This is a genomic window from Caballeronia sp. LP006 (genome assembly GCF_031450995.1).
In the GTDB taxonomy this organism is placed as follows: Bacteria; Pseudomonadota; Gammaproteobacteria; order Burkholderiales; family Burkholderiaceae; genus Caballeronia.
Map to the genome: position 1 here is coordinate 438,500 of NZ_JARTVW010000004.1, position 24,032 is coordinate 462,531.

The 24,032-nt window shown below is 62.9% G+C and carries 20 protein-coding genes; 13 read left to right on the top strand and 7 right to left on the bottom strand.

Annotated elements, in window-relative coordinates; genetic code table 11:
- Nucleotides 1-16 precede the first annotated feature (16 nt).
- The 9 genes from P9250_RS12115 to P9250_RS12155 all read left to right on the top strand — a co-directional run bounded on the left by P9250_RS12115 (nt 17) and on the right by P9250_RS12155 (nt 7,583).
- On the top strand, nt 17-1,150 hold the full coding sequence (locus P9250_RS12115; protein WP_310393233.1) for an ABC transporter permease: 1,134 nt from the start codon (nt 17-19) through the stop codon (nt 1,148-1,150).
- Nucleotides 1,143-2,069 (top strand): ABC transporter permease, encoded by a 927-nt coding sequence (locus P9250_RS12120; RefSeq protein WP_250466969.1) that lies wholly within the window; start codon nt 1,143-1,145, stop codon nt 2,067-2,069. The genes P9250_RS12115 and P9250_RS12120 overlap by 8 nt, the downstream gene beginning before the upstream one ends.
- A 23-nt stretch (nt 2,070-2,092) precedes the next feature.
- On the top strand, nt 2,093-2,785 hold the full coding sequence (locus P9250_RS12125; protein WP_250466971.1) for a cysteine hydrolase family protein: 693 nt from the start codon (nt 2,093-2,095) through the stop codon (nt 2,783-2,785).
- A gap of 4 nt (nt 2,786-2,789) precedes the next feature.
- Nucleotides 2,790-4,376: an ABC transporter ATP-binding protein gene (locus P9250_RS12130; RefSeq protein ID WP_250510034.1), complete on the top strand. Its 1,587-nt coding sequence runs from the start codon at nt 2,790-2,792 to the stop codon at nt 4,374-4,376.
- 19 nt (nt 4,377-4,395) lie between these two features.
- Complete coding sequence (locus P9250_RS12135) at nt 4,396-5,394, top strand: formamidase (protein WP_250493384.1); 999 nt, start codon at nt 4,396-4,398, stop codon at nt 5,392-5,394.
- 4 nt (nt 5,395-5,398) lie between these two features.
- Nucleotides 5,399-6,064 carry a cysteine hydrolase family protein gene (locus P9250_RS12140; RefSeq protein ID WP_244828197.1) on the top strand — a complete coding sequence of 222 codons (666 nt, stop codon included), beginning with the start codon at nt 5,399-5,401 and terminating at the stop codon, nt 6,062-6,064.
- Entirely contained in the window at nt 6,061-6,465 is a 405-nt protein-coding gene (gene hpxZ / locus P9250_RS12145) for an oxalurate catabolism protein HpxZ (protein WP_310393240.1), read from the top strand. Before P9250_RS12140 ends, hpxZ begins: the two co-directional genes overlap by 4 nt.
- 139 nt (nt 6,466-6,604) lie before the next feature.
- Nucleotides 6,605-7,261, top strand: coding sequence for a GntR family transcriptional regulator (locus P9250_RS12150; protein WP_244828193.1), 657 nt, complete (start codon nt 6,605-6,607; stop codon nt 7,259-7,261).
- A gap of 142 nt (nt 7,262-7,403) precedes the next feature.
- Entirely contained in the window at nt 7,404-7,583 is a 180-nt protein-coding gene (locus tag P9250_RS12155; protein ID WP_250528521.1) for a hypothetical protein, read from the top strand.
- Here the strand turns inward: P9250_RS12155 and P9250_RS12160 are convergent, their stop codons facing one another.
- Nucleotides 7,584-7,970, bottom strand: a complete 387-nt coding sequence (locus tag P9250_RS12160) for an HPF/RaiA family ribosome-associated protein (RefSeq protein WP_244828189.1) — start codon at nt 7,968-7,970, stop codon at nt 7,584-7,586.
- 102 nt (nt 7,971-8,072) lie between these two features.
- Nucleotides 8,073-8,954, bottom strand: a complete 882-nt coding sequence (locus tag P9250_RS12165; protein WP_250466982.1) for a LysR family transcriptional regulator — start codon at nt 8,952-8,954, stop codon at nt 8,073-8,075.
- Between the two features lie 130 nt (nt 8,955-9,084).
- Here P9250_RS12165 and P9250_RS12170 point away from each other — a divergent pair, with 130 nt between their 5' ends.
- Nucleotides 9,085-9,855, top strand: a complete 771-nt coding sequence (locus tag P9250_RS12170; protein WP_250493388.1) for a TerC family protein — start codon at nt 9,085-9,087, stop codon at nt 9,853-9,855.
- Between the two features lie 28 nt (nt 9,856-9,883).
- On the opposite strand, the gene P9250_RS12175 is transcribed toward P9250_RS12170, so the two are convergent.
- Complete coding sequence (locus P9250_RS12175) at nt 9,884-11,497, bottom strand: Na+/H+ antiporter (RefSeq protein WP_310393244.1); 1,614 nt, start codon at nt 11,495-11,497, stop codon at nt 9,884-9,886.
- A gap of 131 nt (nt 11,498-11,628) precedes the next feature.
- Between P9250_RS12175 and P9250_RS12180 the strand changes: the two genes are divergently transcribed.
- Nucleotides 11,629-11,832 carry a hypothetical protein gene (locus P9250_RS12180; protein ID WP_310393246.1) on the top strand — a complete coding sequence of 68 codons (204 nt, stop codon included), beginning with the start codon at nt 11,629-11,631 and terminating at the stop codon, nt 11,830-11,832.
- A gap of 123 nt (nt 11,833-11,955) precedes the next feature.
- Nucleotides 11,956-13,794, top strand: coding sequence for a glycoside hydrolase family 15 protein (locus tag P9250_RS12185; protein ID WP_310393247.1), 1,839 nt, complete (start codon nt 11,956-11,958; stop codon nt 13,792-13,794).
- A gap of 327 nt (nt 13,795-14,121) precedes the next feature.
- Here the strand turns inward: P9250_RS12185 and P9250_RS12190 are convergent, their stop codons facing one another.
- The 3 genes from P9250_RS12190 to bcsA are packed head-to-tail and all read right to left on the bottom strand — an operon-like array spanning nt 14,122 to nt 21,623.
- A complete protein-coding gene (locus tag P9250_RS12190) occupies nt 14,122-16,944 on the bottom strand; it encodes a cellulose synthase subunit BcsC-related outer membrane protein (RefSeq protein WP_310393249.1) in 2,823 nt (940 codons plus the stop codon).
- A complete protein-coding gene (locus P9250_RS12195) occupies nt 16,925-19,237 on the bottom strand; it encodes a cellulose biosynthesis cyclic di-GMP-binding regulatory protein BcsB (RefSeq protein WP_310393252.1) in 2,313 nt (770 codons plus the stop codon). The genes P9250_RS12190 and P9250_RS12195 overlap by 20 nt, the downstream gene beginning before the upstream one ends.
- A gap of 13 nt (nt 19,238-19,250) precedes the next feature.
- Nucleotides 19,251-21,623, bottom strand: a complete 2,373-nt coding sequence (gene bcsA / locus P9250_RS12200) for a UDP-forming cellulose synthase catalytic subunit (protein ID WP_310393253.1) — start codon at nt 21,621-21,623, stop codon at nt 19,251-19,253.
- A gap of 377 nt (nt 21,624-22,000) precedes the next feature.
- On the opposite strand from bcsA, the gene P9250_RS12205 reads away from it, so the two are divergent.
- Nucleotides 22,001-22,882: an IclR family transcriptional regulator gene (locus P9250_RS12205; protein WP_250526692.1), complete on the top strand. Its 882-nt coding sequence runs from the start codon at nt 22,001-22,003 to the stop codon at nt 22,880-22,882.
- Here the strand turns inward: P9250_RS12205 and P9250_RS12210 are convergent.
- Nucleotides 22,879-23,952 (bottom strand): porin, encoded by a 1,074-nt coding sequence (locus P9250_RS12210; protein WP_250466999.1) that lies wholly within the window; start codon nt 23,950-23,952, stop codon nt 22,879-22,881. The two genes, P9250_RS12205 and P9250_RS12210, sit on opposite strands and share 4 nt — an antisense overlap.
- Between the last annotated feature and the right edge of the window lie 80 nt (nt 23,953-24,032).

The following is a 24,032-nucleotide window of genomic DNA, read 5'->3' on the forward strand; positions in this document are numbered from 1 at the left end:
TCGATAGGAGCCGCGGATGTCCACTGTGATCGGTTCGAATTCAGGCGCGCTCGGTCCACGGCTCCTGCTCGGCGTCTTGCCCGCGCTGCCCACGTTGTGCGCGCTCGTCGGCACGCTGGTGCTGTTCTCGCTCTTTCTGCTGGTGCAGGGACAGCCTGCGCTGGATGCGCTCGGGCTCATCGTGCAAGGCGCATTCGGTTCGTCGTTTGCATGGCAGAGCACGTTGCTGCGCGCGGCGCCGCTCATGCTGACCGCGTTGTGTGTCGCGTTGCCGGCTCAAGTCGGTTTGATCGTGATTGGTGGCGAAGGCGCGCTGGCGCTCGGCGGTCTCGGCGCGGCCATCGTGCCGTCCATCGTTCCTGCATCGTTGCCGTGGTTCGTCGCCACGCCGCTGATGGCGGTCGCCGGAATGCTCGCGGGCGCGCTTTGGATCGGTGCCATCGGCGCGATGCGGCAATGGCGCGGCGTCAACGAGACCATCAGCAGCCTTTTGATGTCGTATATCGCCATCGCGCTCTTCAAGCATCTCGTCGAAGGCCCGTTGCGCGATCCGGCAAGCCTCAACAAGCCCTCCACGCCTCCCGTTCCCGATGCCTTGATGATCGGCTCGCTGCCCGGCCTCGACGTCCACTGGGGCTTGCTATGGGGCGCGCTGGCATGTGTGGCCGCGTGGGTCTTCGTGCGCCAGAGCACCAAGGGCTTCGCGATGCGTGTGGCAGGCGGCAATCATCACGCGGCGCGTCTGGTCGGTTTGCCGGTGACGAGGCTCGCGCTCACGGCTTGCATGCTCGGCGGCGCGGCGGCGGGACTCGCGGGCATGTTCGAAGTCGCGGCCGTGCAGGGCAGCGCGAATGCGTCGCTGCTCGCGGGTTATGGCTATGCGGGCATTCTCGTGGCCTTCGCCGCGCGTCAGAATCCGCTCGCGATCATCCTGTGCGCGGTGCTCGTCGGCGGGATCGAAGCAAGCGGCAGTTTGCTGCAACGGCGCCTCGGCCTGCCCGATGCCACCACGCTCGTTCTACAAGGTCTGTTGTTCGCCAACCTACTCGCGTGGGAAGCGCTCGGCGGCAGGATTGGCGCGTGGCGCGTGAAGTTGCAGGCAGCGGCGCTCGCGCGTTCCACGGTTCGACTGGAGGGGACTCATGCCTGATGCTCAATCGCCCGCTGTCGTGCTGTTGCTCTCGCTGTTCGCGGGCGCCATTCGCGTGAGCACGCCTTATCTTTTCGTGAGTATCGGCGAATGTCTGACCGAGAAGGGCGGGCGCGTCAATCTCGGGCTCGAAGGCATTCTCGTCTCCGGCGCGATGACGGGCTACGCGGCGGCTTATCTGTCGGGCTCACCGTGGATCGGCGTGCTTGCGGCAGCGGCCACGGGCTTCGTGCTCGGTTGCCTGCATGGTCTCGTCTGCTCGTTGCCGCGCGTGTCGGATATCGCGTTCGGCATTGCGTTGATGCTTGCGGGCACCGGCCTCGCGTTCTATCTCGGCAAGCCCTTCATCGAACCGCAAGCGCCGATGCTGCCTTCCATCGATCTCGGCGGCTGGAGCGCATCCGCGCAATTGCATAACGCGCTGCATATCAATCCGCTCTTCGTGATCGGTGTTTTGCTCGCGTTCGCGTTGCAATGGGGCTTGCGTCATACGCGCTGGGGCATGGCCCTGCGGCTCGTCGGCGAGAACGCGGAAAGTGCGCGCGCCATGGGCTATCCGATCACGCGTGTGCGTATCGTTGCCACGGCCGTGGGCGGCTTGCTGGCGGGCGTGGGCGGCGCGTATCTGTCGCTCGTCTATCCCGGCAGCTGGAACGAAGGCCTGTCGAGCGGCCAGGGTCTCATGGCCGTCGCGCTCGTGATCTTCGCGCGCTGGCAGCCGCTGCGCTGCCTGTGGGCCGCGCTCATCTTCGGCGCGGCAGGCGCGCTCGGTCCCGCGTTGCAGGCCATAGGCGTGACGAGCGGCTATTACCTCTACAACGCAGCGCCCTATGTCCTCACGCTCGCGATCATGGTCATCAACTGCCGTCCCGACCGTACCCTTGCCGGCGCGCCCGGCGAACTGAGCCTCACACGCTGATGTCATCTTCCGGAGAAACGCTCATGACCCGCTTCATCGAGGCTCGTCCCTATCCGTGGCCCTACGACGGCAACCTGCGCGCCGATAACACCGCGCTCATCATCATCGACATGCAGACGGACTTCTGCGGCATCGGCGGCTATGTCGACAAGATGGGCTACGACCTGTCGCTCACGCGCGCGCCTATCGAGCCGATTAGGAACGTGCTCAAGCTCATGCGCGAACAGGGCTTCACGATCATTCATACGCGAGAGGGGCATCGGCCGGATTTGTCGGATCTGCCTGCCAACAAGCGCTGGCGCAGCCGGCAAGTAGGCACGGGTGGCGTGGGTATCGGCGACGACGGTCCTTGCGGCAAGATCCTCGTGCGCGGCGAACCGGGCTGGGAAATCATCGAAGAACTCGCGCCAGTGGCGGGCGAAATCGTCATCGACAAGCCGGGCAAGGGCTCGTTCTGCGCCACCGATCTCGAACTCATCCTGCGCACGCGCGGCATCGTGAATCTCGTGCTCACGGGCATCACCACCGACGTGTGCGTGCATACGACGATGCGCGAGGCCAACGACCGCGGCTTCGAATGCACGCTGCTCGCCGATTGCTGCGGCGCCACCGACAAGAGCAATCACGACGCCGCGCTCAACATGGTGCTCATGCAGGGCGGCGTGTTCGGCACGGTATCGGACTCGGCGTCGATGCTCGCCACGCTCGGACGCTAACGCCATGACGCCCGCTCGCCAAGCTCTGGGAGTCGAAGTGGTCGGTGCGACCAAGCGTTTTGGCGCGTTTACCGCGCTCGACGATGTCACGCTAAAAGTGCGACCCGGCACCGTACATGCGCTGCTCGGCGAGAACGGCGCGGGCAAGAGCACGCTCGTGAAGGGACTCGTGGGATACGGCGTGCTCGATCAAGGCGAGATCATCGCGGATAGCCGTCAAGTGAAGATCGCTTCGCCCCGCGACGCGCAGGCGCTTGGCATCGGCATGGTGTATCAGCATTTCACGCTGGCAGCGGGGCTTTCCGTTGAAGAGAATCTACTGCTCGCGCGGGGCCGATTGTCGTGGAAGATCGACTGGCCGAAGGAACGCGCCGCGCTCGATGCCTTCATGCGCGGCATGCCGTTTCGTCTTGCGCTCGATACGCCCGTCGCGAGTCTTGCCGCTGGTGAAAAGCAGAAGCTGGAGATACTCAAGCAACTCTATTTGCAGCAACGCTTCCTGATTCTCGACGAACCCACTTCGGTACTCACGCCGCAAGAAGCCGACGAAGTGCTGGGGTTGATGCGCGATCTTGCTTCGAGCGGCGCGTTGACGGTCCTCATGATCACGCACAAGTTCCGTGAGGTGATGTCTTATGCCGATGACGTCACCGTGCTGCGCAAAGGCAAACTCGTCGGAACGAGCCGAGTGGCGGACACGAATCGCGACAGCCTTGCCGCGATGATGATGGGCGGCGACGCGCCTCATGCCGCAACGGATGTCGAGCGTCCACCGCGCAAGCCGCTCGCTGTCGATGCACCCGTGCGTCTCGCGTTGTCCGGCCTATGCGTCGTGGATGATCGCGGACATATGGCCGTGCGTGAAGTGTCGCTTGCGGTGAAGTCGGGCGAGATACTCGGCATTGCAGGCGTGTCGGGCAATGGACAGAAGGAACTGATCGAAGCGCTCGTCGGCCAGCGCCGTGTGCATGCAGGCGAGATGCGCATGCATGGCGAACCCTACACGGCGACACGCGACGAGATGACCCGTCTGCGCGTTTTTGCGTTACCCGAAGAGCCGCTGCGCAATGCATGCGTGGCGGGCATGAGTATCGCGGAGAATCTTGCGCTGCGCGATTTCGATCGCGCGCCGATGAAGCAAGGCGGCTGGCGTCTGGACCGCCGTGCTATGCGTGAACGCGCGGAACGCTTAATTGCCGACTTCAACGTGCGCCCGCCCGTGCCCGCGCGCGCCATCGGCACGTTGTCGGGCGGCAATGTGCAACGCGCGGTGCTGGCACGTGAACTGGGGCAAGCGGTGGATGTGCTGATCGTCGCGAATCCCGTGTTCGGGCTGGACTTCGCATCGGTCGCGGATATCCATGCGCGCATTCTCGCCGCGCGCGACACGGGCGCCGCCGTGCTGCTCGTGAGCGAAGACCTCGATGAACTGCTGGAACTCGCGGATCGCATCGCGGTGATCGCCGAAGGGCGGCTCGTGCACGAAAGCGCCGCGAGCACCGCGGATCGCGTCACGCTGGGGCGGCACATGGCCGGTCACGGTGACAGCATGGATAGCGGTGCGGCCGAACCCGTCACCGCGCATGCGTGAACAACAAGGAGCGTAACGAATGAGTTCGAGCGGACTGGGCGGTCTCAACAAATCGCCGCAAGGAATGGTGATAGGTCTCGTGCAATTGCAGAATCCCGACGTTGCCACGCCCGCGGATCTTGCGGCGCAGACGCGGCGTATCGTCGAGATGGTTGGCAAGGCGCGGCGCAACAATCCGGCGATGGACCTCGTCGTGTTCCCCGAATACGCGCTGCACGGCCTCTCGATGCGTATCGACGACGACATCATGTGCGATCTCGATGGTCCAGAGGTGCGGGCTTTCAAGGACGCGTGCATCGAACATCGCATATGGGGCTGCTTTTCGATCATGGAGCGCAATCGCGGAGGCAATCCTTATAACAGCGGTATCGTTATCGACGAACAAGGCGAGATCAAGCTCTATTACCGCAAGCTGCATCCGTGGGTTCCGGTCGAACCGTGGGAACCGGGCAATGTAGGCGTGCCGGTTTGCATCGGACCGAACGGTGCGAAACTTTCCCTGATCATCTGCCATGACGGCATGTTTCCAGAGATGGCGCGCGAGGCCGCGTATAAGGGCGCTGAAATCATTCTGCGCACGGCGGGCTACACCGCGCCCATTCGCCACGCATGGCGCATCACGAATCAATCGAACGCATTTCAGAACCTCGCGCAAACGGCAAGCGTTTGTCTCTGCGGTACGGATGGTTCGTTCGATTCCATGGGCGAAGGCATGTTCTGCGACTTCGACGGCACCATCATGGTCGAGGGCAGTCATCGGCCGGATGAGATCATCACTTGCGAAATGCGCCCGGACCTCGTTCGCGAAGCGCGCGTGCATTGGGGCGTGGAAAACAACATCTACCAGTTCGGGCATCGCGGTTATGTCGCCGTGAAAGGCGGTGCGCGCGATTGTCCCTACACGTTCATGCAGGACATGGTGCGCGGCGAATATCATCTGCCGTGGGAAGACGAAGTGAAGATCACGGACGGTCAATCGTGCGGTTTTCCCGCACCCGCACGCCATTACAAGGGCTGACCACATGCCGACCTTGAACGGCGCAAAGCCGTCCCCTTACACGTTCGAAGCGAACACGACCGCGCTCGTCGTCATCGACATGCAACGCGATTTCATCGAGCCCGGTGGCTTCGGGGAAGCGTTGGGCAACGACGTGTCGCTGCTGTCGTCCATCGTGCCGACGGTGCAGCGTCTTATTGAACATGCGCGCGAACAAGGCTGGTCTGTGGTGCATACGCGCGAATCGCATGCCGCCGATCTGTCGGATTGCCCGCCCGCGAAGCGCTTGCGCGGAGCGCCGCAGGCACGTATCGGCGATGAAGGACCGATGGGACGCATCCTCGTGCGCGGCGAGCCGGGCAACGCGATCATCGATGCACTCGCGCCCGTCGAAGGCGAGCTCGTCATCGACAAGCCGGGCAAGGGCGCCTTCTACGCGACGCGCCTCGCCGAAGAACTCGCAGAGCGTTCGGTCACGCATCTCGTGTTCGCGGGCGTGACGACCGAAGTCTGCGTACAGACCAGCATGCGCGAGGCCAATGACCGCGGCTATGAATGTCTTCTTATCGAAGACGCGACCGCGAGCTACATTCCCGCGTTCAAGGACGCGACCATCGACATGATTCGTTCGCAAGGCGGCATCGTGGGCTGGACTGCGACGCTCGCCGACTTAACGGAGAACCGAGCATGACGATTGCGGTGAATCGCGCCGACGTGGTTGCGGAAGTAAGCGCCGCGTTCGTCGCATACGAACGTGCGCTCGTCGATAACGATGTCGAGACCATGAACATGCTCTTCTGGAATGCGCCCGAGACGGTGCGTTACGGTATAGCCGAAGTTCAGCACGGCGGCGAAGCGATTCGCGCGTGGCGTGAAGCGGCCGCGCCGGTGCCGCCATCGCGACGGCTGCATGGCACGGTGGTGACGGCTTTCGGTGATGACCTCGCGACCGTGAGTACCGAATTCACGAGCGACGTCACGCCCTTGCTCGGTCGCCAGATGCAAACGTGGGCGCGGCTGGGCGACGCATCGTCCGCGTTCAACGGATGGATCATCGTGGCGGCGCATGTCAGCCTCATCGACGCGCCGTAAAAGGGCGATAATCGTTGCATCATGATGGAGACACGGCATCGGCTCGCTTAAAACTCGCGGAACCGCAGCGCTCGCATTCGAGGCACCGGACGCGACGCTCACGCGGACTGTCCAGAGCGCCAACCCGCTAGCGGAACAGGTGTACCAGCTTCTCAAGCAGGACATCTTCAATTTCCGGCTATTCCCGGGCGATCGCTTTTCGGAGACCGACATCGCGCAACATTACGGCGTGTCGCGCACACCCATGCGCGACGCGCTGTTCCGCCTGCTGCGCGAAGGTTATCTCGAAGTTGGTTTCCGGCGTGGCTGGAAAGTGTCGGACATCAACTTCGACCAGCTCGACCAGTTGTATGACTTGCGTATCGTTCTCGAAGTCGCTTCGCTCGACAAGCTCGGTAATACGCCGCCGCCTTATCCTCATATCGATGCACTCAAGGAAGTGTGGTGCGTCTCGCCCGAAGCGCGCGAAAGCGATCCCGTCGCCATGTTCAACATGGACGAGAATTTTCATCGCGGCATTGTAAGCGCGACGGGCAACGCGGAAATCCTGCGCGTGCACGACGAAGTGACGGAGCGGATCAGGATCGTGCGGCGGCTGGACTTTCTGAAGGCACACCGCACCAGCGCGACTTACGAAGAACACTCGACCATGCTGAATTACATCGATCGCGGCAGACATGGCGAAGCCGCTATGCTGCTGCGCGCGCACATCACGCAGAGCAAGCTCGAAGTGCGCAAGATCACTGTGTCGATGCTGTCCGAGGCGCGTGACCGCAAGCTGCCCTTCGTGAACTGAACTAACCTCAAGAAGTCATTCGATCTCACGGAAACGGCCAATGACGAAGGTGGTGCTGAAGACGGCCGCCCAAGCGCCTACTGGTATCGCGGGCCTGACGTTTGCTGTATTTTCATGCCGACGTTTTTGAAAGGAGCTCGACATGACATCCGTTCCCCGCGCAACTGCCGACGACATGGACGAACCGCAGGGTAAGCCCGCGAGCCCCAGCACCACACAGACGGACGTCGACACGGCAGAGAAGCAAAAGCACGAGGACAGCGAGAACGCACTGCCCTCGTCACAGGACAAAAATCCTGTGCCGCCCGACTCGACGCGCTGATCATGCGCCAGCAGGCGTGAGTGCTTGATCCGCTGTTTCGTCCGGCGCAAGCTTGTAGGCAACACTTCGCGCACGCACCCGCCGCGCGAGCTTCGCACTTTGGCGCTTACGCACCAGCGTGCGCGCCGCGCGTGCCAAGGCAAGATCGATTGCGCCTCGCCAGTCACGCGCTATCGATGTTGCCACCACGGTATTGCTCCGGTCTATCTGCACTTCCACCTGACAGCGCTTGTCGACGCCGCCACGCGGGCCGTTGATATCGGAGAGACTGACGGTGGCCTTCGAAATCAGCCATGCAAGCCGGCGAAACACGAACTCACTGCGCGTCTTGGCGAGCTCGTGCATGGCGATAGCTTCAGGTTCACGCGATTTGAAAAGGACCTTCATGTATGCCTCCTCGTTGGATGTGAACCAGCGTAAGGTTTGGCAAGCGTATGAAAAAGCAGGGTGAGCAGAACTCAAACTTCGAAAAAACGAAGTTGCGTTAGTCTAGGAAGCTGCCCGAGCCAGCACTTCCTGAGTCAAAGGATGATGCCTTCCACGTCGCGACACGATCGCGTAAATCTCTTCTTTCACTTCCTCGGAACGGCCTAGCCAGCGAAGACCGCGTAACAACGGCGTCTCGCCCGCACCGAATTCGGCCAGCGGAAACACGCCGAGCCCACGCGCACCGAACACGGCCATCAAGGCGCTATCCTCGAATTCGCCGACAATGCGCGGCACGATACGCTCCGTCTCCAGCCATCTGTCCAGACGCGCCCGCAACGACGAGTGTCCGGTTGGCAAAAGCATGGGCAATGCGGCGAGGCTGCCGGGAAATTGATCGACCGCGCTCTTGCGCACGACAGACGCCGGCCCATACCAGTCAACGGGCGAGGCGATCAACCGCTCGCTCGTCAAACGCAGATTGTGATTGTGCGGTGCAGGCTGGCTTGCAAGCACAAGATCCAGCCGATGCAGCGCAAGCTCGCCGAGCAGTTCGTCGGTCTCGCCTTCGTGACACAAGAGACGCAGCGCCGGATTGCCGAGTACGGGTTCGAGCAGCGCATGCGCCGCCAGCTTGGATATGCCATCCGACAAACCCACGGCAAGCCGCGCAAGCTTTCCGCTTGCGGCCTCGCGCACTTCGTCCGCAATATGCTGACCAATCTGAAAAATTTCCTCGGCGCGAGCGTAGGCCGCGTGGCCGGCTTCGGTCATCGTCACGCCGCGTCCCGATGGCTTCAGCAACTGATGACCGAGCGATTTCTCGAGTTCGCGCACTTGTGCGCTGATGGTCTGCACGGCCATGTCGAGCCGTTCCGCCGCGCGTGCAAAACCGCCTTCCTTGACCACGACCCAGAAGTAATGCAGATGTCGATAGTTGAGCATGCGAGTAATGCCTCCATCCATGTGTTCGAAAAAACCGAAGTATGGATTCGATTATCACTGATTTTTCCGATCACGTATTTTCGCCATCATCGGGGCTCGGTCACCTATCGACAACAATATCCCACTGCTCATGGAATACCTTCTCGCGCTCGCTACCGACCCCGCCGTCTGGGCCGCACTCGTCACGCTCATCGTGATGGAAGTGGTGCTCGGCATCGACAATCTGGTCTTCATTTCGATACTCAGCAACAAGCTGCCCGAAGCGCAGCGCGCACGCACGCAGCGTCTCGGCATCATGCTTGCGCTCGTCATGCGGCTCGTCTTGCTCGGCACGGTGGCGTGGATTGCGCAACTGACTCAACCGGTGTTCACCGTGTTCGAGCACGCGTTTTCATGGCGCGATCTGATCTTACTCGCGGGCGGTCTGTTTCTGGTATGGAAGGCCACCACCGAGATGCGTCATCACGTGAATAAGGACGCGCATGCGCCGGGCGCGGTATCGGGCGTAGCCAGCCTGACGGCATGGGCGGCCATCGGTCAGATTCTGTTGCTCGATCTCGTGTTCTCAGTCGACAGCATCATCACGGCGGTTGGCATGACGGAGCATCTGCCGATCATGTTTATCGCAGTGATTTTCGCGGTCGCCACCATGCTGTTCGCCGCACAACCGCTGTCACGCTTCATCGAGCGCAATCCGACCGTGGTCACGCTGGCCTTGAGCTTCCTGCTCGTGATTGCGATGACGTTGATCGCCGAAGGCTTCGGCACGCACGTACCGAAGGGTTATATCTATGCGGCGATGGGTTTTGCGGGCTTCGTCGAAGGCTTGAATCTGCTGTCGAGGCGCGGCAAGAAGAAGCCGCGCGAAGACGCGGCGCGGCTCGATGGCGTGTCGGGCTAAGCGACACGACACAAGGCTTCGCGGCGGTTTATCCTCTTGCGAGCAACGCCGAGACTTCCTGCAGATCGAACTCGCGTTCGAGCGAATGCAGCAGCGAATCGTGGATCAGGCCGCCGCGATGCATCTTGAGTAGCTCGGCGCGACCGGCCGCAAGGCCCGCGAGCACGACATCGTAATGAGCACGGCGGGCATCGACCGGAAAATCATCCAGCGACTGGAAGCGTTGCGAGAGGCTCGCCCGATACGAGTATTGCTCGAAGAGACGCGGATGGATCACGTTGCCCCACGCATCGTGGACGAGCGGGCGGATCGCTTCGAGTTGCGCCGCTTCCAGGCGCGACCACGCTTGCGGCTCGCTCAGATGACGCTTCGAGCGCTCGGGGCCGCCTTGAATGGCGAGGAGGGCGATCAACGGGCCGATAGTCGTGCCCTGCAGCAGCACCGTGACCAGAATGACGGCAAAGCCCGCGAAGAGAATGAGGTCGCGTCCGGGCATCGAATCGGGCAAGGACAACGAGACCGCCAACGTTACCACGCCGCGCATGCCTGCCCAACCGATGACCGTGGCCGCGCGCCAGTTCGGAACGATAGCGTTCGGCTCACCGTCCTCGTTGCGGTCCTTTCGCCCGGTGGCGTGCCATATCGCGCTTTTGACAGCTTCCACGGCATAGACCCACACGAAACGCGACAGGACCACGACGGCGATCACCGCGCCCGTCGCTGGCGCGAGCAATTCGAAGGCGTTGCCTGCGCCGCCCAGACGCGTCACGATACCGCGCAGCGACAGTCCGATCAGCACGAACACGAGCGATTCCAGCACGAACACGACCACTTGCCAGAACGCCGTGCCGCGCATGCGCTGCGCCGCCGAGAAGACGTCATGCTGATGCCAGCCGACCACCATCCCGCACGTGACGGTCGCGATCACGCTCGAAACGCCCAACTCTTCCGCCGCGATGTAGCTGACCCACGCGGTGAGCATCGATGTTGTGATGACGAGGTAATCGTCCTCGAGCGCGCGCAACAGCCGCACCGCGATGAATCCCGCCACCACGCCCACGATCACGCCGCCGACCGCGAGCACGGCAAAGCTGCCGAGCGCACGCGGCGCGCTGAACATGCCGCTCAATGCGGCGGCCACCGCAAAGCGAAACAGCACGAGACCCGCGGCGTCGTTGAGCAGACTTTCGCCTTCGAGCAGCACCATGAGCCGTCGAGGCAACGCGACGCGTTCCAGCACGGCCTTCGCGGCGACGGCATCTGGCGGGGATACCACGGCACCGAGCGCGAAGCACGCGGCCCAGGGCAGGGCGGGCACGACCAGATGCACGGCATAGCCGACCGCGAAGGTCGTAAAGGCGACCGCGCCTATGGCGAGCAGCATGATGCCGCTGAGATTACGCTTGAAGTCGTCCCATACGAAGAAATACGCGCCATACATCAAGAGCGGCGGCAGGAACACGACGAGCACGAGTTCCGGGTCGAGCTCGAAATGCGGCGTGCCGGGGATGAATGCCATGGCCGCGCCGCCCACCAACAGCGCGGCTGCGGGCGGCAGATTCAGGCGCCGCGCCAGCACTTCCAGCGCGATGATGGCGATGAGCGAGACAAGCACCAGATTGAATGCCGACACAGCATGCATGAGTAGATTCCTGGCGGATGGTGGCTATGTTGTGCCTTGCACGGACGGAAATCCGTTAGTCGGCTATCTTCGAGTCTTGGCAACCGGGCGTTTTCGCGTGCCGGCAACATCGTATCCGATTGGGAGCCTGGATGAAGCGAAACACGTCTGGAGTGGCAGTGGTGGCGGTGCTCGTGGCCGTCGTCGTGGCGGCGACGGTTTATATCGCGAGCTTCGGCAAGTCGTCGCGGCATGCCGAACTAAATGCCGAGCCGGCGCAAGCTTTCGCCGTCGAAGCGTCCGCGCCGGTAGCCAGCGGTGCGTCGGAGGCCGACGCGCGCACTGCGGCGCGTTAGATGTCAACCGACATACGACAGAAGGACGACTAAAACGGGAACGTGTCTTGCGTGTTCGGCGTGATCAGGCAGACCGACCGACTCGCACTACACACAGGCTGAAGTCAGGCCAAAGGCATTCTCATGGGCCATCCATCCCAAGAAGTTCCGCCTAAAAAGATTCCCATCGATGCACGCGGCATGATCGGCAACATGAAGACGGCCGCTCTCGTGTCGTTGCGCGGCGCCATCGACTTCATGTGCTTTCCGCGCATCGATTCGCCGACGCTCTTTGCCGAGCTTCTCGATGGCGAGCACGGCGGCGCATTCGCGATCACGCCAAGAGAGGAGCAGGCGAACGTCAAGCAGATGTATCTTCCCGAAACGAACGTGCTGCTCACGCGTTTCATGACGCACGATGGCGTATGCGAGTTGCTCGATCTCATGCCGGTGCCATCGGGCGAGGCGAGAGTCGATGCCGTGCCCAACTGCGTCATGCGTATCGTGCGGCTCATTCATGGAACCATGACGCTCGATGTGCGTTGCGCGCCGCGCTTCGATTACGCGCGCATTCGCCATGGCGCGCGCGCAGTGACGAAGGGCATCGAGTTCATTCCGGACGACAAGACCGCGTCCGTCCAGTTGCTGGCAAGTGTCCCGCTGGACATCCAGAATAACGACGCTTACGCCACGCTCGAATTGAAGGCTGGCGACTCCGCATGCTTCGCGCTCGGCGCAGGCGACGACTTGCAAAAGCTCGAATCGAACTTCGAGAGCATCCTTGCCGAGACCATCGATTATTGGAAGGAGTGGTCGTCGCGATCAACGTATCGCGGACGTTACCGCGAAGTCGTGTTGCGTTCGGCCCTCACGTTGAAGATGCTCAGCTCGGACGAGTTCGGCGCTATCGTTGCCGCACCGACCTTCGGCTTGCCGGAGTCGCAAGATGGATCGCGTCGCTGGGACTATCGTTTTACATGGATTCGCGATGCCGCGTTCTCGGTCTATGCGCTGCTCAGACTCGGCTACACGGGCGAAGCGGAACGCTTCATGAAATGGATTGGCGAGCGCAATCGCGATTGCAGTTCGGACGGCTCCTTGCGCGTGATGTATGCCGTCGATGGTGAAACCGCGCTCGAAGAGGCGGAGCTCAGGAACTTCGCCGAGGCCACGCAGGCGAAGGTCGTGGTCGGCAACGAGGCGCGCGAGCAGATGCAGCTCGATGTCTACGGTGCGTTGCTCGATTCGCTCTATCTCTACAACAAATACGGCGCGGCTATCTCGTATGAGGGCTGGAAGCATGTGACGCGTACCGTCGACTATGTGGTCGAGCACTGGCGCGAAGCCGATCACGGTATCTGGGAGTTTCGCAACGGCACGCGTCCGTTGCTGCATTCGCGGCTCATGTGCTGGGTCGCGGTGGATCGCGCGTTGCGGCTCGCGGAGAAGCGTTCGCTGCCTGCGCCGCTTGCAAAGTGGTTCAAGACGCGCGATGAGATTCATCGCGACATTCACGAGGAGTTCTGGAACGAGGAGTTGAAATCGTTCGTGCAGACGCCGGGTTCAGCGACGCTCGATGCCTCCACGTTGATGATGCCGCTCGTGCGTTTCATCGGTCCGAAAGATCAGCGCTGGGTCGGTACGCTCGATGCAATCGGCCGCGAATTACGTGTCGATCCGCTGATTTTTCGCTATACACGCGGCTCGACGCTCGATGGATTACCGGGCCTGGAAGGCGGCTTCAGCGCATGTTCGTTCTGGTATGCGGAAGCGTTGGCGCGCTCCGGCCGTGTGGATGAAGGCCGGCTCGTGTTCGAGAAGATGCTCGCATATGCAAACCATGTGGGGTTATTTTCTGAGGAAGTAGCGACCAATGGCGAGGCGCTGGGTAATTTTCCACAAGCGCTGACGCATCTGGCTTTGATCAGCGCGGCTTATCAGTTGGATCGGGATCTGGACCGGGTGCACGTGGCGTGGACTTGATGCTAGCTTGGCCACGGCGCGACATCTGAGCGTGTGGCCAGCAACCAATATCGAGGCCAGATTCAAATGATTGCCGCAGCCCCTGAGCACGACATCAGGATATTGCCGCTACAAACAAAAAGTTTGCTAATTTGTGTTATGTAAAGTAACGAGTTGCCCGCCATATCAGCTCGTCTGTCTTCAGCCAAAGCACCACGACAACCGCCAGCGCAAATCAACCTCGTCGCGCCGAAGCGGACAAATCCATCATCAAAACGGTCGCGCGAAACGTCAGCGACACGCCGATCACCCACAAACCGTAACCGACGTGCCGAAGCCCCAACCGCATCACCGCGATTCATCAAACGCCAGCCTCGAATTCCGCGCACTTTGCGGCAAATCACGACTGAACACCGCGCTGCGCGGCGACAAAAAGTACCGCACGTATGCAATGGCGGCAATTTGCCGGTCCCGTCCAGGCGTTACGTTGACATCGGCAAGCGCACCCACTTGCCAGCGCGAAGTCACCTGCAGCGCGCCCGCAAGTTGAACGTGCGCGTAAGGCCCGCGATCGTTGCTGCCGCTGCAATCGATCACCACGCCCAGTTTCGCGGCCTCGGTCGTCGAGCATGACCCCATCGATTGCTTCGAATAATTCCAGCCGCTTTCAATGTTTCCCGAGACCTGCCAAGACCGGCCTTCCTTCGATAGAAACTGAAGCGCCGCGCCCACGCTGGTCGATCTCTGCGGACTGTAATAGCCGCCCTGCGTCGGCACGAAGAAGTTCTCGTTACGCCGATAGCCCAGGTAATGCAGCGCAGGCCCGATGCTCAAATAGTCGAAGCCCGGCGCACGCAAATCGTAGCTCGCCGCGACATCGACGCCTAAGCCTTCGTTACCTTGGACCTCATGGCCCGTCAGCCAGTCCAGATGACCGCCCGCGCTGACGTTCCAGCGCTCGCCGATCTGCCAGCGAGCGCTGCCGCCCGTCGTCGCACGCGTGACGCGGCCCCATTCGAAGACGTTCGCGTTGGGATTCGTGCCATCAAGACGCACGGTCTCGCCGCGCCAGGAAAGCAGCGAATCGCGCACCGGCAGCGCCGCGGCATAGGCCGACCACGCGCCCCACGACGTCGTCTGGCCGACGCCCGCCTCGCCCTGCAACGATGCGCCGAACGGTCCGCCCTGCGTGGCGCCCGCCATCGCATGGACGTCGAGGCGATCATCGCCCAGACGCACGGTCTGTGTGAGCTTACCCTGCAATTCTTCGGCGTTGACGTTGCCCGTGCCGCTGTTCAGGAACAACTGGCGATAGCGCAGTTCGTATGAGCGCGATGCGTCGAACCATTCGGCATCGAGCGTCGGCGAAAACACCGTCAAGCGGTTCTCGCCGCGCGTGCCCGCGTGATTCGCCCAGCCCAAACCGGCGGTGATCGACGGCGCGTCGATGCCGGTGAGATCGGCGGGCAGATAGTGCGCGATGCGCTGCGCGTCGGCGTTGCCCGCAATCGCATTGCGCCACATGCGCTCTGCTTCGACGAACTGCTTCTGGTAATAGAGATGCTGCGCGTCGAGCGCCGCGGTGTAAGCGGGCAACGGCCCCGTATCGGCGCTTTCGGTACGCGTCGCGCGATGACCACGCCCTTGCGCTTTCGCACTCAGCGCAATGCCCTCGGCGCTGTCGTCGTCATGATGTTGCTGATAGTTCGCCTCGAACACGCGCTCCGCTTGCGCATAGTCGCCCAGCGCAAAGAAATTCCAGCCGCGCAACGGCTCGACGCGTTCATCGGCCGCGCCCGCGTCTTGCGCGGCGTCGAGCGCCGTCAGACTATCGCGATAGCGCGCTTGCCGGTACGCATCGCTCGCACGCGCCATGGCAACTTCCGCGCGCAGCGCACGCGTACGCGAATCGGTTGCGAGCGAGGGTGACTCGATCAGGCGCTCGGCATCATCGAGATCGCCTTGCGCCATGCGTACTTGCGCGAGGCCCAGCATCGCGTCGTTCAAGGTCGCTTTGTCGCAGTCGCTCGCGAATTCGAACCATTGCGCGGCTGCGACGTAGTCGTTCTGTGCGAGTTCGAGCCAACCCGCGCGCATGGCGGACGGCCCATCGCGCGAGTCGCGGATCGACGGCGCGAGTTCGGCGAGCGTGCGCTTCGTGCTTGCCGCGTCCGTCGCCCATGTCGATGATGCATCGAGCACGCGCGCATTGCGCAGGCGCGCGAAATCGCGTGCGGCGGGCTCGCCGCGAGTCCCCTGCTTCCATTCGATGTCGATCAATACGTCGGCCTGTGCGGCGGGCAACTGCTGCGTCGCGCGCTGCAGCGTGACCACGCGATTCACATCGGACGTGCAAGCGGCGACTATCGGCCGATAGAGCGCGTAGACCGCTCCGTCATCGCCCGCGGCGGCGAGCAGTTCGCCCGCTCGCCATGCACGGTCGATGTGCGCGCAGCCGAACGCATCGGGGTCGCTGGCAATCTGCGCGCGCAGCAAGGCGACATCGCCCGCGAGCGAGCGCTGGATTTGCGCGTCACGCTGCTGACGGGTGCGTTCTGCGACGAGGCTCGCGGGCGGTGACCACGCAGGAAAACGCCGCTCGACGCGTGTGAGCATCGCGTCGAAATCGGCGAGGCGCCTTGCGTGCAAGAGGTTCCAGAGCGGACGCTCGTCGGGCGCGCCGGGCGCTTTGGTGGCGGGCGTGCGCATGCTTGAAGCGTGAGCCGCCGTCGGATCGCCGGACGGCGTGCGCGGCATTGCGTGCACGAGAACGTTCGTTTGAGCTTGTTGCTGGACTTCCTTGATGGTGCTCGTCGAGTTCGCGCTGTTCCTCGCGTTTGCCGCACTCGCTGCGCCCTTCACGCCTGCCGCACGCGTTGAACTGGCCGCGTTAGCCGCACTCGCGGCTACTCCCGGCATGACGCCACGCTCCGCCGAAACCACGTTCCCCTGCCCGCCTGCCGCGACCGCGGCGGACGGCAACGCGGCAACGCAAAGCAATGCCGTCGCGAGCCGCGCACCTACGGCCGGTGCAAAGCGCGCACGGTGGCGCGGCATGTCGCGGCCCATCCTGTATGGATTGCGCGGACCGATGACGCTCATCGACATGGCCGCTTCTCGCACGAGCAATTCGGCGAGCGCATTGCGCCGATCAGCTTCTCGAATCGACATGATGCTTGCGGTGATAACGACGCAACAGCAACGCCGTGAGCGCCGCGAGCATCGTAAGCGCCCCGGCCAGCACGCCGTAAGCCATCCACGGATGCGCCGACACTTCGTAGCCGATATGATCGAACGCGCCGATCTCGCCGACTTCGTAGCGACGGCTCACGCGCGTCGTCCAAAGCGCGTCGCTGTCGAAGCTGACGACGCTCACGTCGCCATCGAGCGATCCCCAGTGCTGCGGCGCGATCAGCTGCTGCACGCCATGCAGCAGTTCGGCAGGCGTCGCGGCCGTCAAAAGCGTGGTCGTCGCGGTGGTTTTGCTCGCGGCGCTGCGATACTGCATCACGAGCAATTGACGCGACAACTTCATATCGCCGTCGAGCACCATGTCGAGCGCGACGTCCGCCGCGTAGGCCGGCTTGCCGAACACGCCCGCCACGCGTGCCCAGATGCTGTCGGCGAGCGTGGGCTCGGCCGGTGCGGGCTCGTTGCTCGCAAAGCGCATGGACTTGCCCGGCGCCCACGGTGCGCCGTTGAGCGCCGCGCGCGGCAACTCGGCGCCCGCGCCGACGACGATGGTCTGCCGGCCCACGCCCGGCACGCCCGCCGTGATCTGCGCGGCGGTCAGCGGCCTGCCCTGTTTCTGCGCGAGCTTGCCGAGGAGCGACCACGCGGCGTTCAGCGTGTCGTCGTCGCGCGCGTTGAGCTGAATCGCGAGATCGGCGCCATTGGCGCGGCGCGTGTATGGAAAGCCGCTTTCCGCGAAACGCCGAAGGTCCGGCAGATTCGTGAAGTGCAGCATGGGCGGCAGCTCGATGGTGGAATCGTCGAACAAGGACAGTTGCAGATTGGCCGACTGACGCAGCGTGCAGCGATCGGTCACGAGCGGCACGAGCACCGGGCGCAGCGAGAGCACGTTGGCGCCCGGCTGGAAGCGCTGCAACGGCACGGACACGCGATAGCGGTTGACCACCGCGCCCTGCTGCTGATCCAGCGCGACGGCCTGCACGAAGCGGTCGTTCAGGTACAGGTTCAGCACCGAGTCCGAACGCATGCGCGCGCCTTCGGCAAAGTTGAGCGTCAGCACGGCCTGCGCGTTTTCCGGCGCGTAGGCATCGGCGGGTAGGGTCAGCGCCACATCGGCGCTCGAGCCCACACCGAGCGTCGTGCTGCGGAAGCCCAGATCGCGCAGCGAGTACGGCTTCGTGCCGGACAGCGCGTCACCACCCTTCGCGCCGTCCATGCGCGCTTCCGTCAAACCGTCGGCCGTCATTTCGGCGCGGTGCGGCAGCGGCAGTTCCGCGTGCGAGAACACGCGCGCGGCCAGATTCACTTCTTCATCGGTACGTCCCGCGACGAGCAGCACGAAATGTCGCGGATCGTCGGGCTTCGGATAGACGCCGAGAAACGCGCCGCCGATACGCTCCAGCATGGCTGCATCGAGATACGGCGCAAGCGTGTCGCGCTTGCCGATCAGGAGTACGTCGGCGTTGGCGAGCGACGCGAGATCGAGGCCTCGCAACATGCCCGCGCCCTCGCCCGCTTGCGCATCGAGCACGCGCAGATCGGCATTCCTGTAACGCAGCCGCAACGCGACGCCCTGAGCAAGCAGACCGCCGCTCGAAAGCTGCGAGTCCGTCACCGGATGGGCCGCGTTGACGATCGCGATGGAGCGCTGCGCGTTCTGCTTCGGATCGATCAGATCGTCGAGCGTGGCAAGCTGCGGCGGCGTGCTGGTGAGCGGGCGCAATTCCGTATCGACGGCAAAGGTCGACGCGCTGGTATCGACTTCGGTCCATAGTTCCGGCGCATTCGGTTCTTCGCAGTTCTCGGTCGAATGCTGCGCGACCTGGAAGGTCAAATTGTTATAACCGGCGCGCAGCAGTTCGGCGGGCACGCGAATGTCGGCAGTCAGTTCCGGCTGACGCGGCGAAAGAGGAAACTGTGCGATTGCGCGATCGTTGACGCGCACGACGAGCTGCGAGCGTTCCCCGAGCAAGGACACCGAGTTGGACGCGACCAGATGCAGCGTCGCGCCGCGCACCGCTTCACGCGCAGACACGGGCACGCTGACCGAACGTGAAGCGGACGCGCCAACGATACGCATCGGGCCCGACAGATTCGCGTAGGTCGCAAGCGACACGGGCGACGATGCCGCCGTCGCGTTGGCGGTGGCGTCGGCATTGGCCGCGAGCGGCGCGGATGCGGCTTTCGGCGCATGCGATGCCGCCTCTGCCGTCGCGCCGAAAATCGCGCACGCCGCCCAGCCGGCAATCATGGTTTTTCGAATGGCAAACATGGTGAAGATCCAGTCAAGACTTCGCTTGCGTGACGACGCCACGCAGATCACGCCGTCGCTGCGACAACCGTTTCGCGACATAGCGCAGGAGCGCGGTGAAAAAGGTCCGGTAGTGCGCGAGCGCGTGCACGGTGCCGAGCCGCACGACGAGGCCGAGACCTCGCCGGATGCCGATGCGTTTGTTGCGGCCGTCGCGGAAGCTGCGCCAGCGGCCGCTGTCGCCATAGACGAGCGACACGCGGTCGCTCAAGCCTTCGACGCTGCGATCGGCGAACTCGACGCCGACCGCGCACGTGCCGTCGCCGCGCTCGAACACGCCGCGCACGATTACCGGTAACTGGCTGTGGCAACCACGCGCGGCATCGAAGGCATCGAGCGTCGCGGGCGAACCGCGAGGAATGGAAGACTCGGCGTCGAATGGCACGATGAGCTTCGCGCCGCCTGCCGAGAGATCGACGATATGGCAGCCGAACGCCGGAGAAAACGAGCGGACGGGTGTTGCCGCATCCGTGTTGGCGGACTCCGGCAGCAGAAGCGTGCCGGCAATGTCGGCGGGGACGCGCGGCGCGACGCGGCGCTGACGGCGTTCGTACAGCACGCCGATACACGCATTGAGCAGCACGAGATTCAGCACGCTCCACGCAACCGACGAAGCGATCACACCGCGCTGCGTGTCGCCGTCGATCAGACGCCATACGCCGACGATGGCGGAAATCAGCACGCCGAGATACATCGCGTAGAACGGCCCGGCGAGTTCGGAAATCTGATCCGCGTCGCTTTGCTCGCCCTTGGGCGTCACGTTGAAGGTGGGCGCGCGCGGATTGAGCAGCACGGCGATCACGCCGCGCAGCGAGAACAACGACAGCAGCATTTCGTAGACTTCGGAGATGAGCGTCCAGCGATACTTGCCGAAGAGATAATCCGTCGTGAGGATCACGCCTGCCATCTGCGGCAGACCGTATGCAAAGAACTCGGGCAGCGTCGCGTTATAGAACTGCAAGCCGAACAGCAGATACAGTGCGGGCGCGAGCAGAAACACGACGCGCGCATAGCAGAAGAACCAGAAGAACGCGTTTGAAAAGTAACAGATGCGCTGCGCGAGCTTGAGCCCTTTCATGCGCAACGGATTGCGAAAGAGAAGAAGCTGGATCATGCCCTGCGCCCAGCGCACGCGCTGAACGACGAAGCTCGCGAAGGTTTCCGGCTGCAATCCGGCGATCAGCGGTTCGTTCAGATAGGCGCTCCGATAGCCGCGTGCGTGCAGCACCAGCGCCGTTTCCGCATCCTCGGTAATCGACGTGCCCGTAATGCCGCCAATCTCCATCAGACACTTGCGGCGCAGCACCGCCGCCGAACCGCAGAAGAACGATGCGTTCCAGAAGTCGAGACCGCGTTGAATCACCGAGTAGAACATCTCGTTCTCGGGCGGCATCTTGCCGAACATGCCGAGGTTCTTTTCGAGCGGATCGGGATTGCTGAAAAAGTGCGGCGTCTGCAACAGGAACAGCTCACTGTCGCGCTGAAAATGACCGACGGTCTTTTCGAGGAAATCGGCGGTCGGCACGTGATCGGCGTCGAAGATCACGATGAGTTCGCCGCTGGTTTTGGCGAGCGCCGCGTTGATGTTGCCCGCCTTAGCGTGCTCGTTGCGCTCGCGGCTCAAGTACTGTGCGCCATGCCGCGCGGCGAGCAGGGAGAGCGTCAAGGCGCGTTCCTGCGCGGCGGCAGCCTTGACCGGATCGGTCTGCGTGCGCTTTTGTTCGGTGCCGCCATCGTCGAGTAAGTAAACGTTCACGCGCTCGCGGTCATAGCGCATGTCGAGTGCGGCGCGCAGCGTGATCTCGAGCATCTCCGGCGGCTCGTTGTACGAAGGCACGTAGACGTCGACGGTCGGCAGCGGGCCGGCCGAGCGGTTCAACGGCACGCCTGGGCGCTCCAGCGCCCGGCTATTGACGAACAGACCGCCCAGCGTCAGCACGATGCCGTAGAGTTCCGCGCCGTACATCATCATCATCAGGATGAAGTCGGCGAAACCGTTATAGCCAAGTGTCGAGGTGGTGCGCCAGCAGACGTAGCGCATCGAAAGGAAAGCGGAACACAAGAGGAAGAAGAGTCGCGTGTGTTCGATGAAACGCGAGCGGCGCAGCACGACCATCACGGCGAGCGTGGCGAACGCCAGGCAAAACTGCGCTTCGAGGTCGATGCGAACCATCGCCAGCACGGCGACGACCGCGAATGCCGCGACGCATGCCACGACGATGACCCAGGTCGGCAAGCCGCCGGGCCGTCGAGGCGGTGGCGCGTGTTCGACACCGACGCTCGGCATCTCGCGCGCGGGCGGCCGCAATGCACGCGGCGTGAAATTCAACCTGGTCGCTACACTCATTAATCTCGCCCGCGTTGATTCGAATCAAGGCACGGGTCCTTAAGACCGTGCGTTGCCCCATTGGCATCGGCGCGTTCCGCCCATACGGAGAAGAACCAAGGAGAACAAGGCGCCTGATTCACTTAACGGCAGGTCGCAAGAAATCCTGAGCAAACGTTTCCTGGCAAAGAGCGGTTTCGGTTTGAAAATGATTTTTATATGAAAGAAGTACCGACATTCGCTTGTGGAAAGCATGGAAAGCACCTTTTCGGTGCTCTCGATATCGGGGGGGCGCGCAGGTCGAATCGCAAACGCGCACTTTCGACGATCGGCTTGCCTAGTCAGCCCGCGCGTTATCATTGCCATCTCTCGAATAACAATGAAGACGACCGCCGATCATGGCTTCAGGCAGACAAGATGAAACCGACGCGGACTTCCGCCCCGACGGGGAAGCGGACGCGTCCACGGCAGGCGCCAACTATCTCGTGCCAGGGCTCGAACGAGGCCTGCGCATTCTTGCTGAATTTTCGGCGCGTGAGCCGGTGCTCGGCGCGCCGGAATTGTCGCGCCGCATCGGCATTCCACGCACGACCACGTTTCGCCTCTTGCAGACGCTCGAATCGCTCGGCTTTCTCGAACGCGTGAATGGCGACCGCAATTTCCGGCTGGGCGTCGCGGTCTTGCGACTCGGCTTCGAATATGTGAATTCGCTCGAACTGACCGACTTTGGCACACCGTTGCTTGAACGCCTGCGCGATGCCACCGGCCTTTCCACGCATCTGCTGATCCGCGATCAGCGTGACGTGGTCTTTATCGCCAAGGCACAGAGTCACGAGCGCATGTTCAGTTCGGTGAAGGTGCAGGTCGGCACGCGCCTGCCCGCTCATGCGACCGTGCACGGTCACGTACTCATGGGCGACCTGACGCGCGAGGCGCTTCGCACGCTTTATCCGGAAGAGCGGCTCGAGCAGTACACGGACCGCACGCCAGTTACCGTCGATGAACTGTACGAGCGCGTCCGCGAGTGCGCGACGCTTGGTTATGGTCTGAGCGAGGCGTCGTTCGAGCGCGGCATTTCGGTGGTCACGGCGCCGGTGCGCGACCGCGCGGGTGCCATCGTTGCGGCCGTCACGGCGACCGTGCCGCGCTCAGACATCGGGCGGGACGAGGAGAAGCGCCCGCTTATCGAAGCGGTGTGCGGCGCGGCCATCGATCTGTCCGCGCGGCTGAACTACCGCCCATCGCCCGACGATCCGACCGCGCGGCTCCTCTCCCGCTAGAACGAGTGATGAATGCCCGCGAGCACGATCACCTGATTGGCCGTGCTCGACACGCCCGCCGTGAAGAACGCCGCCTTGGCGCCCGACGTGGCGTGCTCGTAGAGCGCATTGACGTATAGCTGCGTGGACTTCGACAGCAAATATATCTCGCCGATTTCGAATTGCGTCCAGCGTCCGCCCGCGAAAGTCGTGGTGGCCGCGCCGCCCGCGATCCAGTTGTCGGGCATGAGCTTGTAGGTGAGACCGGCATCGTAGGACTGGAAGGTGTTCGAGAAGCCATTCGATTCCAGCTTCACACGCGTATAAAGCCCATGCACGAGAAATTTGCCGATCTCGTATGACGCGCCCGCGCCCATCACTTCCTGCTTGTCCGCCACGTAACTCGCGGATGCAACGCCCTGGAAGGTGTTGATGCCCGTCGTGACGATGGACGGGGTGCGGTTATGCTCGTTCGCGTAAGTCGCGGCCGCCTTGAACGGACCGTTTGCATACGAGACGCCAAAACCGAGGTTCCTGCCCGTGGAAAAGTTCGTCGTGTTGCCTAGGCCCATCATCGCGCCGGCGGAAAAGCCATAGAAGTTCGCCGAGCGGAATTTGACCGAGTTGTCGTACGGCACCACGCCCGTATCGGCGAGTTCGTCGAGATTGCCCGGATGGAACGCGTACCAGCTTGCCGCGAGATAGGCCGTCGAAAGCGGTCCGAGCATGTCGAAGCTGAATGGCGTCTGATGCCCGAACGTCAGCGTGCCCACGTTGTTCTGATCGAGACCGAGGTAGGCTTGCCGATTCCACAGCGTGTTGGCCTTCGCGAAGGTTCCGGTATTCGTATAAAAGCCGTTTTCGAGTTGCGCCACCGCCTTAAGCCCGCCGCCCAGATCCTCGACGATCCGAAAGCCCCAACGATCCGGCTGCATGTTGCCCTGCTCTTCCATCCACTTTGGATGTCCGCCCACGTTGTTCACGTACGCGATCCCGGCATCGAGGCTGCCGTAAAGCGTCACTGTACTTTGCGCCGCCGCGCCGGTTGCGATCCCGGCTCCGAGCAGCCCCGCTGCGATGATGTGCTTCACCCTTCGTCCTCCTAACCGTGTGGTTCAAGAGCGGACCCGTTCCGCTTCTTTCCTTTGCCGTTTCATAGCGCTTGACCGCA

Bases quoted from the DNA above. Each gene is read 5' to 3' on its own strand.
- P9250_RS12115 (WP_310393233.1), top strand. From the start codon at position 17: ATGTCCACTGTGATCGGTTCGAATTCAGGCGCGCTCGGTCCACGGCTC.
- P9250_RS12205 (WP_250526692.1), top strand. From the start codon at position 22,001: ATGGCTTCAGGCAGACAAGATGAAACCGACGCGGACTTCCGCCCCGAC.
- P9250_RS12125 (WP_250466971.1), top strand. From the start codon at position 2,093: ATGACCCGCTTCATCGAGGCTCGTCCCTATCCGTGGCCCTACGACGGC.
- bcsA (WP_310393253.1), bottom strand. From the start codon at position 21,623: ATGAGTGTAGCGACCAGGTTGAATTTCACGCCGCGTGCATTGCGGCCG.
- P9250_RS12180 (WP_310393246.1), top strand. From the start codon at position 11,629: ATGAAGCGAAACACGTCTGGAGTGGCAGTGGTGGCGGTGCTCGTGGCC.
- P9250_RS12165 (WP_250466982.1), bottom strand. From the start codon at position 8,954: ATGCTCAACTATCGACATCTGCATTACTTCTGGGTCGTGGTCAAGGAA.
- P9250_RS12120 (WP_250466969.1), top strand. From the start codon at position 1,143: ATGCCTGATGCTCAATCGCCCGCTGTCGTGCTGTTGCTCTCGCTGTTC.
- hpxZ (WP_310393240.1), top strand. From the start codon at position 6,061: ATGACGATTGCGGTGAATCGCGCCGACGTGGTTGCGGAAGTAAGCGCC.
- P9250_RS12170 (WP_250493388.1), top strand. From the start codon at position 9,085: ATGGAATACCTTCTCGCGCTCGCTACCGACCCCGCCGTCTGGGCCGCA.
- P9250_RS12155 (WP_250528521.1), top strand. From the start codon at position 7,404: ATGACATCCGTTCCCCGCGCAACTGCCGACGACATGGACGAACCGCAG.
- P9250_RS12160 (WP_244828189.1), bottom strand. From the start codon at position 7,970: ATGAAGGTCCTTTTCAAATCGCGTGAACCTGAAGCTATCGCCATGCAC.
- P9250_RS12175 (WP_310393244.1), bottom strand. From the start codon at position 11,497: ATGCATGCTGTGTCGGCATTCAATCTGGTGCTTGTCTCGCTCATCGCC.
- P9250_RS12185 (WP_310393247.1), top strand. From the start codon at position 11,956: ATGGGCCATCCATCCCAAGAAGTTCCGCCTAAAAAGATTCCCATCGAT.
- P9250_RS12130 (WP_250510034.1), top strand. From the start codon at position 2,790: ATGACGCCCGCTCGCCAAGCTCTGGGAGTCGAAGTGGTCGGTGCGACC.
- P9250_RS12190 (WP_310393249.1), bottom strand. From the start codon at position 16,944: ATGTCGATTCGAGAAGCTGATCGGCGCAATGCGCTCGCCGAATTGCTC.
- P9250_RS12195 (WP_310393252.1), bottom strand. From the start codon at position 19,237: ATGTTTGCCATTCGAAAAACCATGATTGCCGGCTGGGCGGCGTGCGCG.
- P9250_RS12135 (WP_250493384.1), top strand. From the start codon at position 4,396: ATGAGTTCGAGCGGACTGGGCGGTCTCAACAAATCGCCGCAAGGAATG.
- P9250_RS12140 (WP_244828197.1), top strand. From the start codon at position 5,399: ATGCCGACCTTGAACGGCGCAAAGCCGTCCCCTTACACGTTCGAAGCG.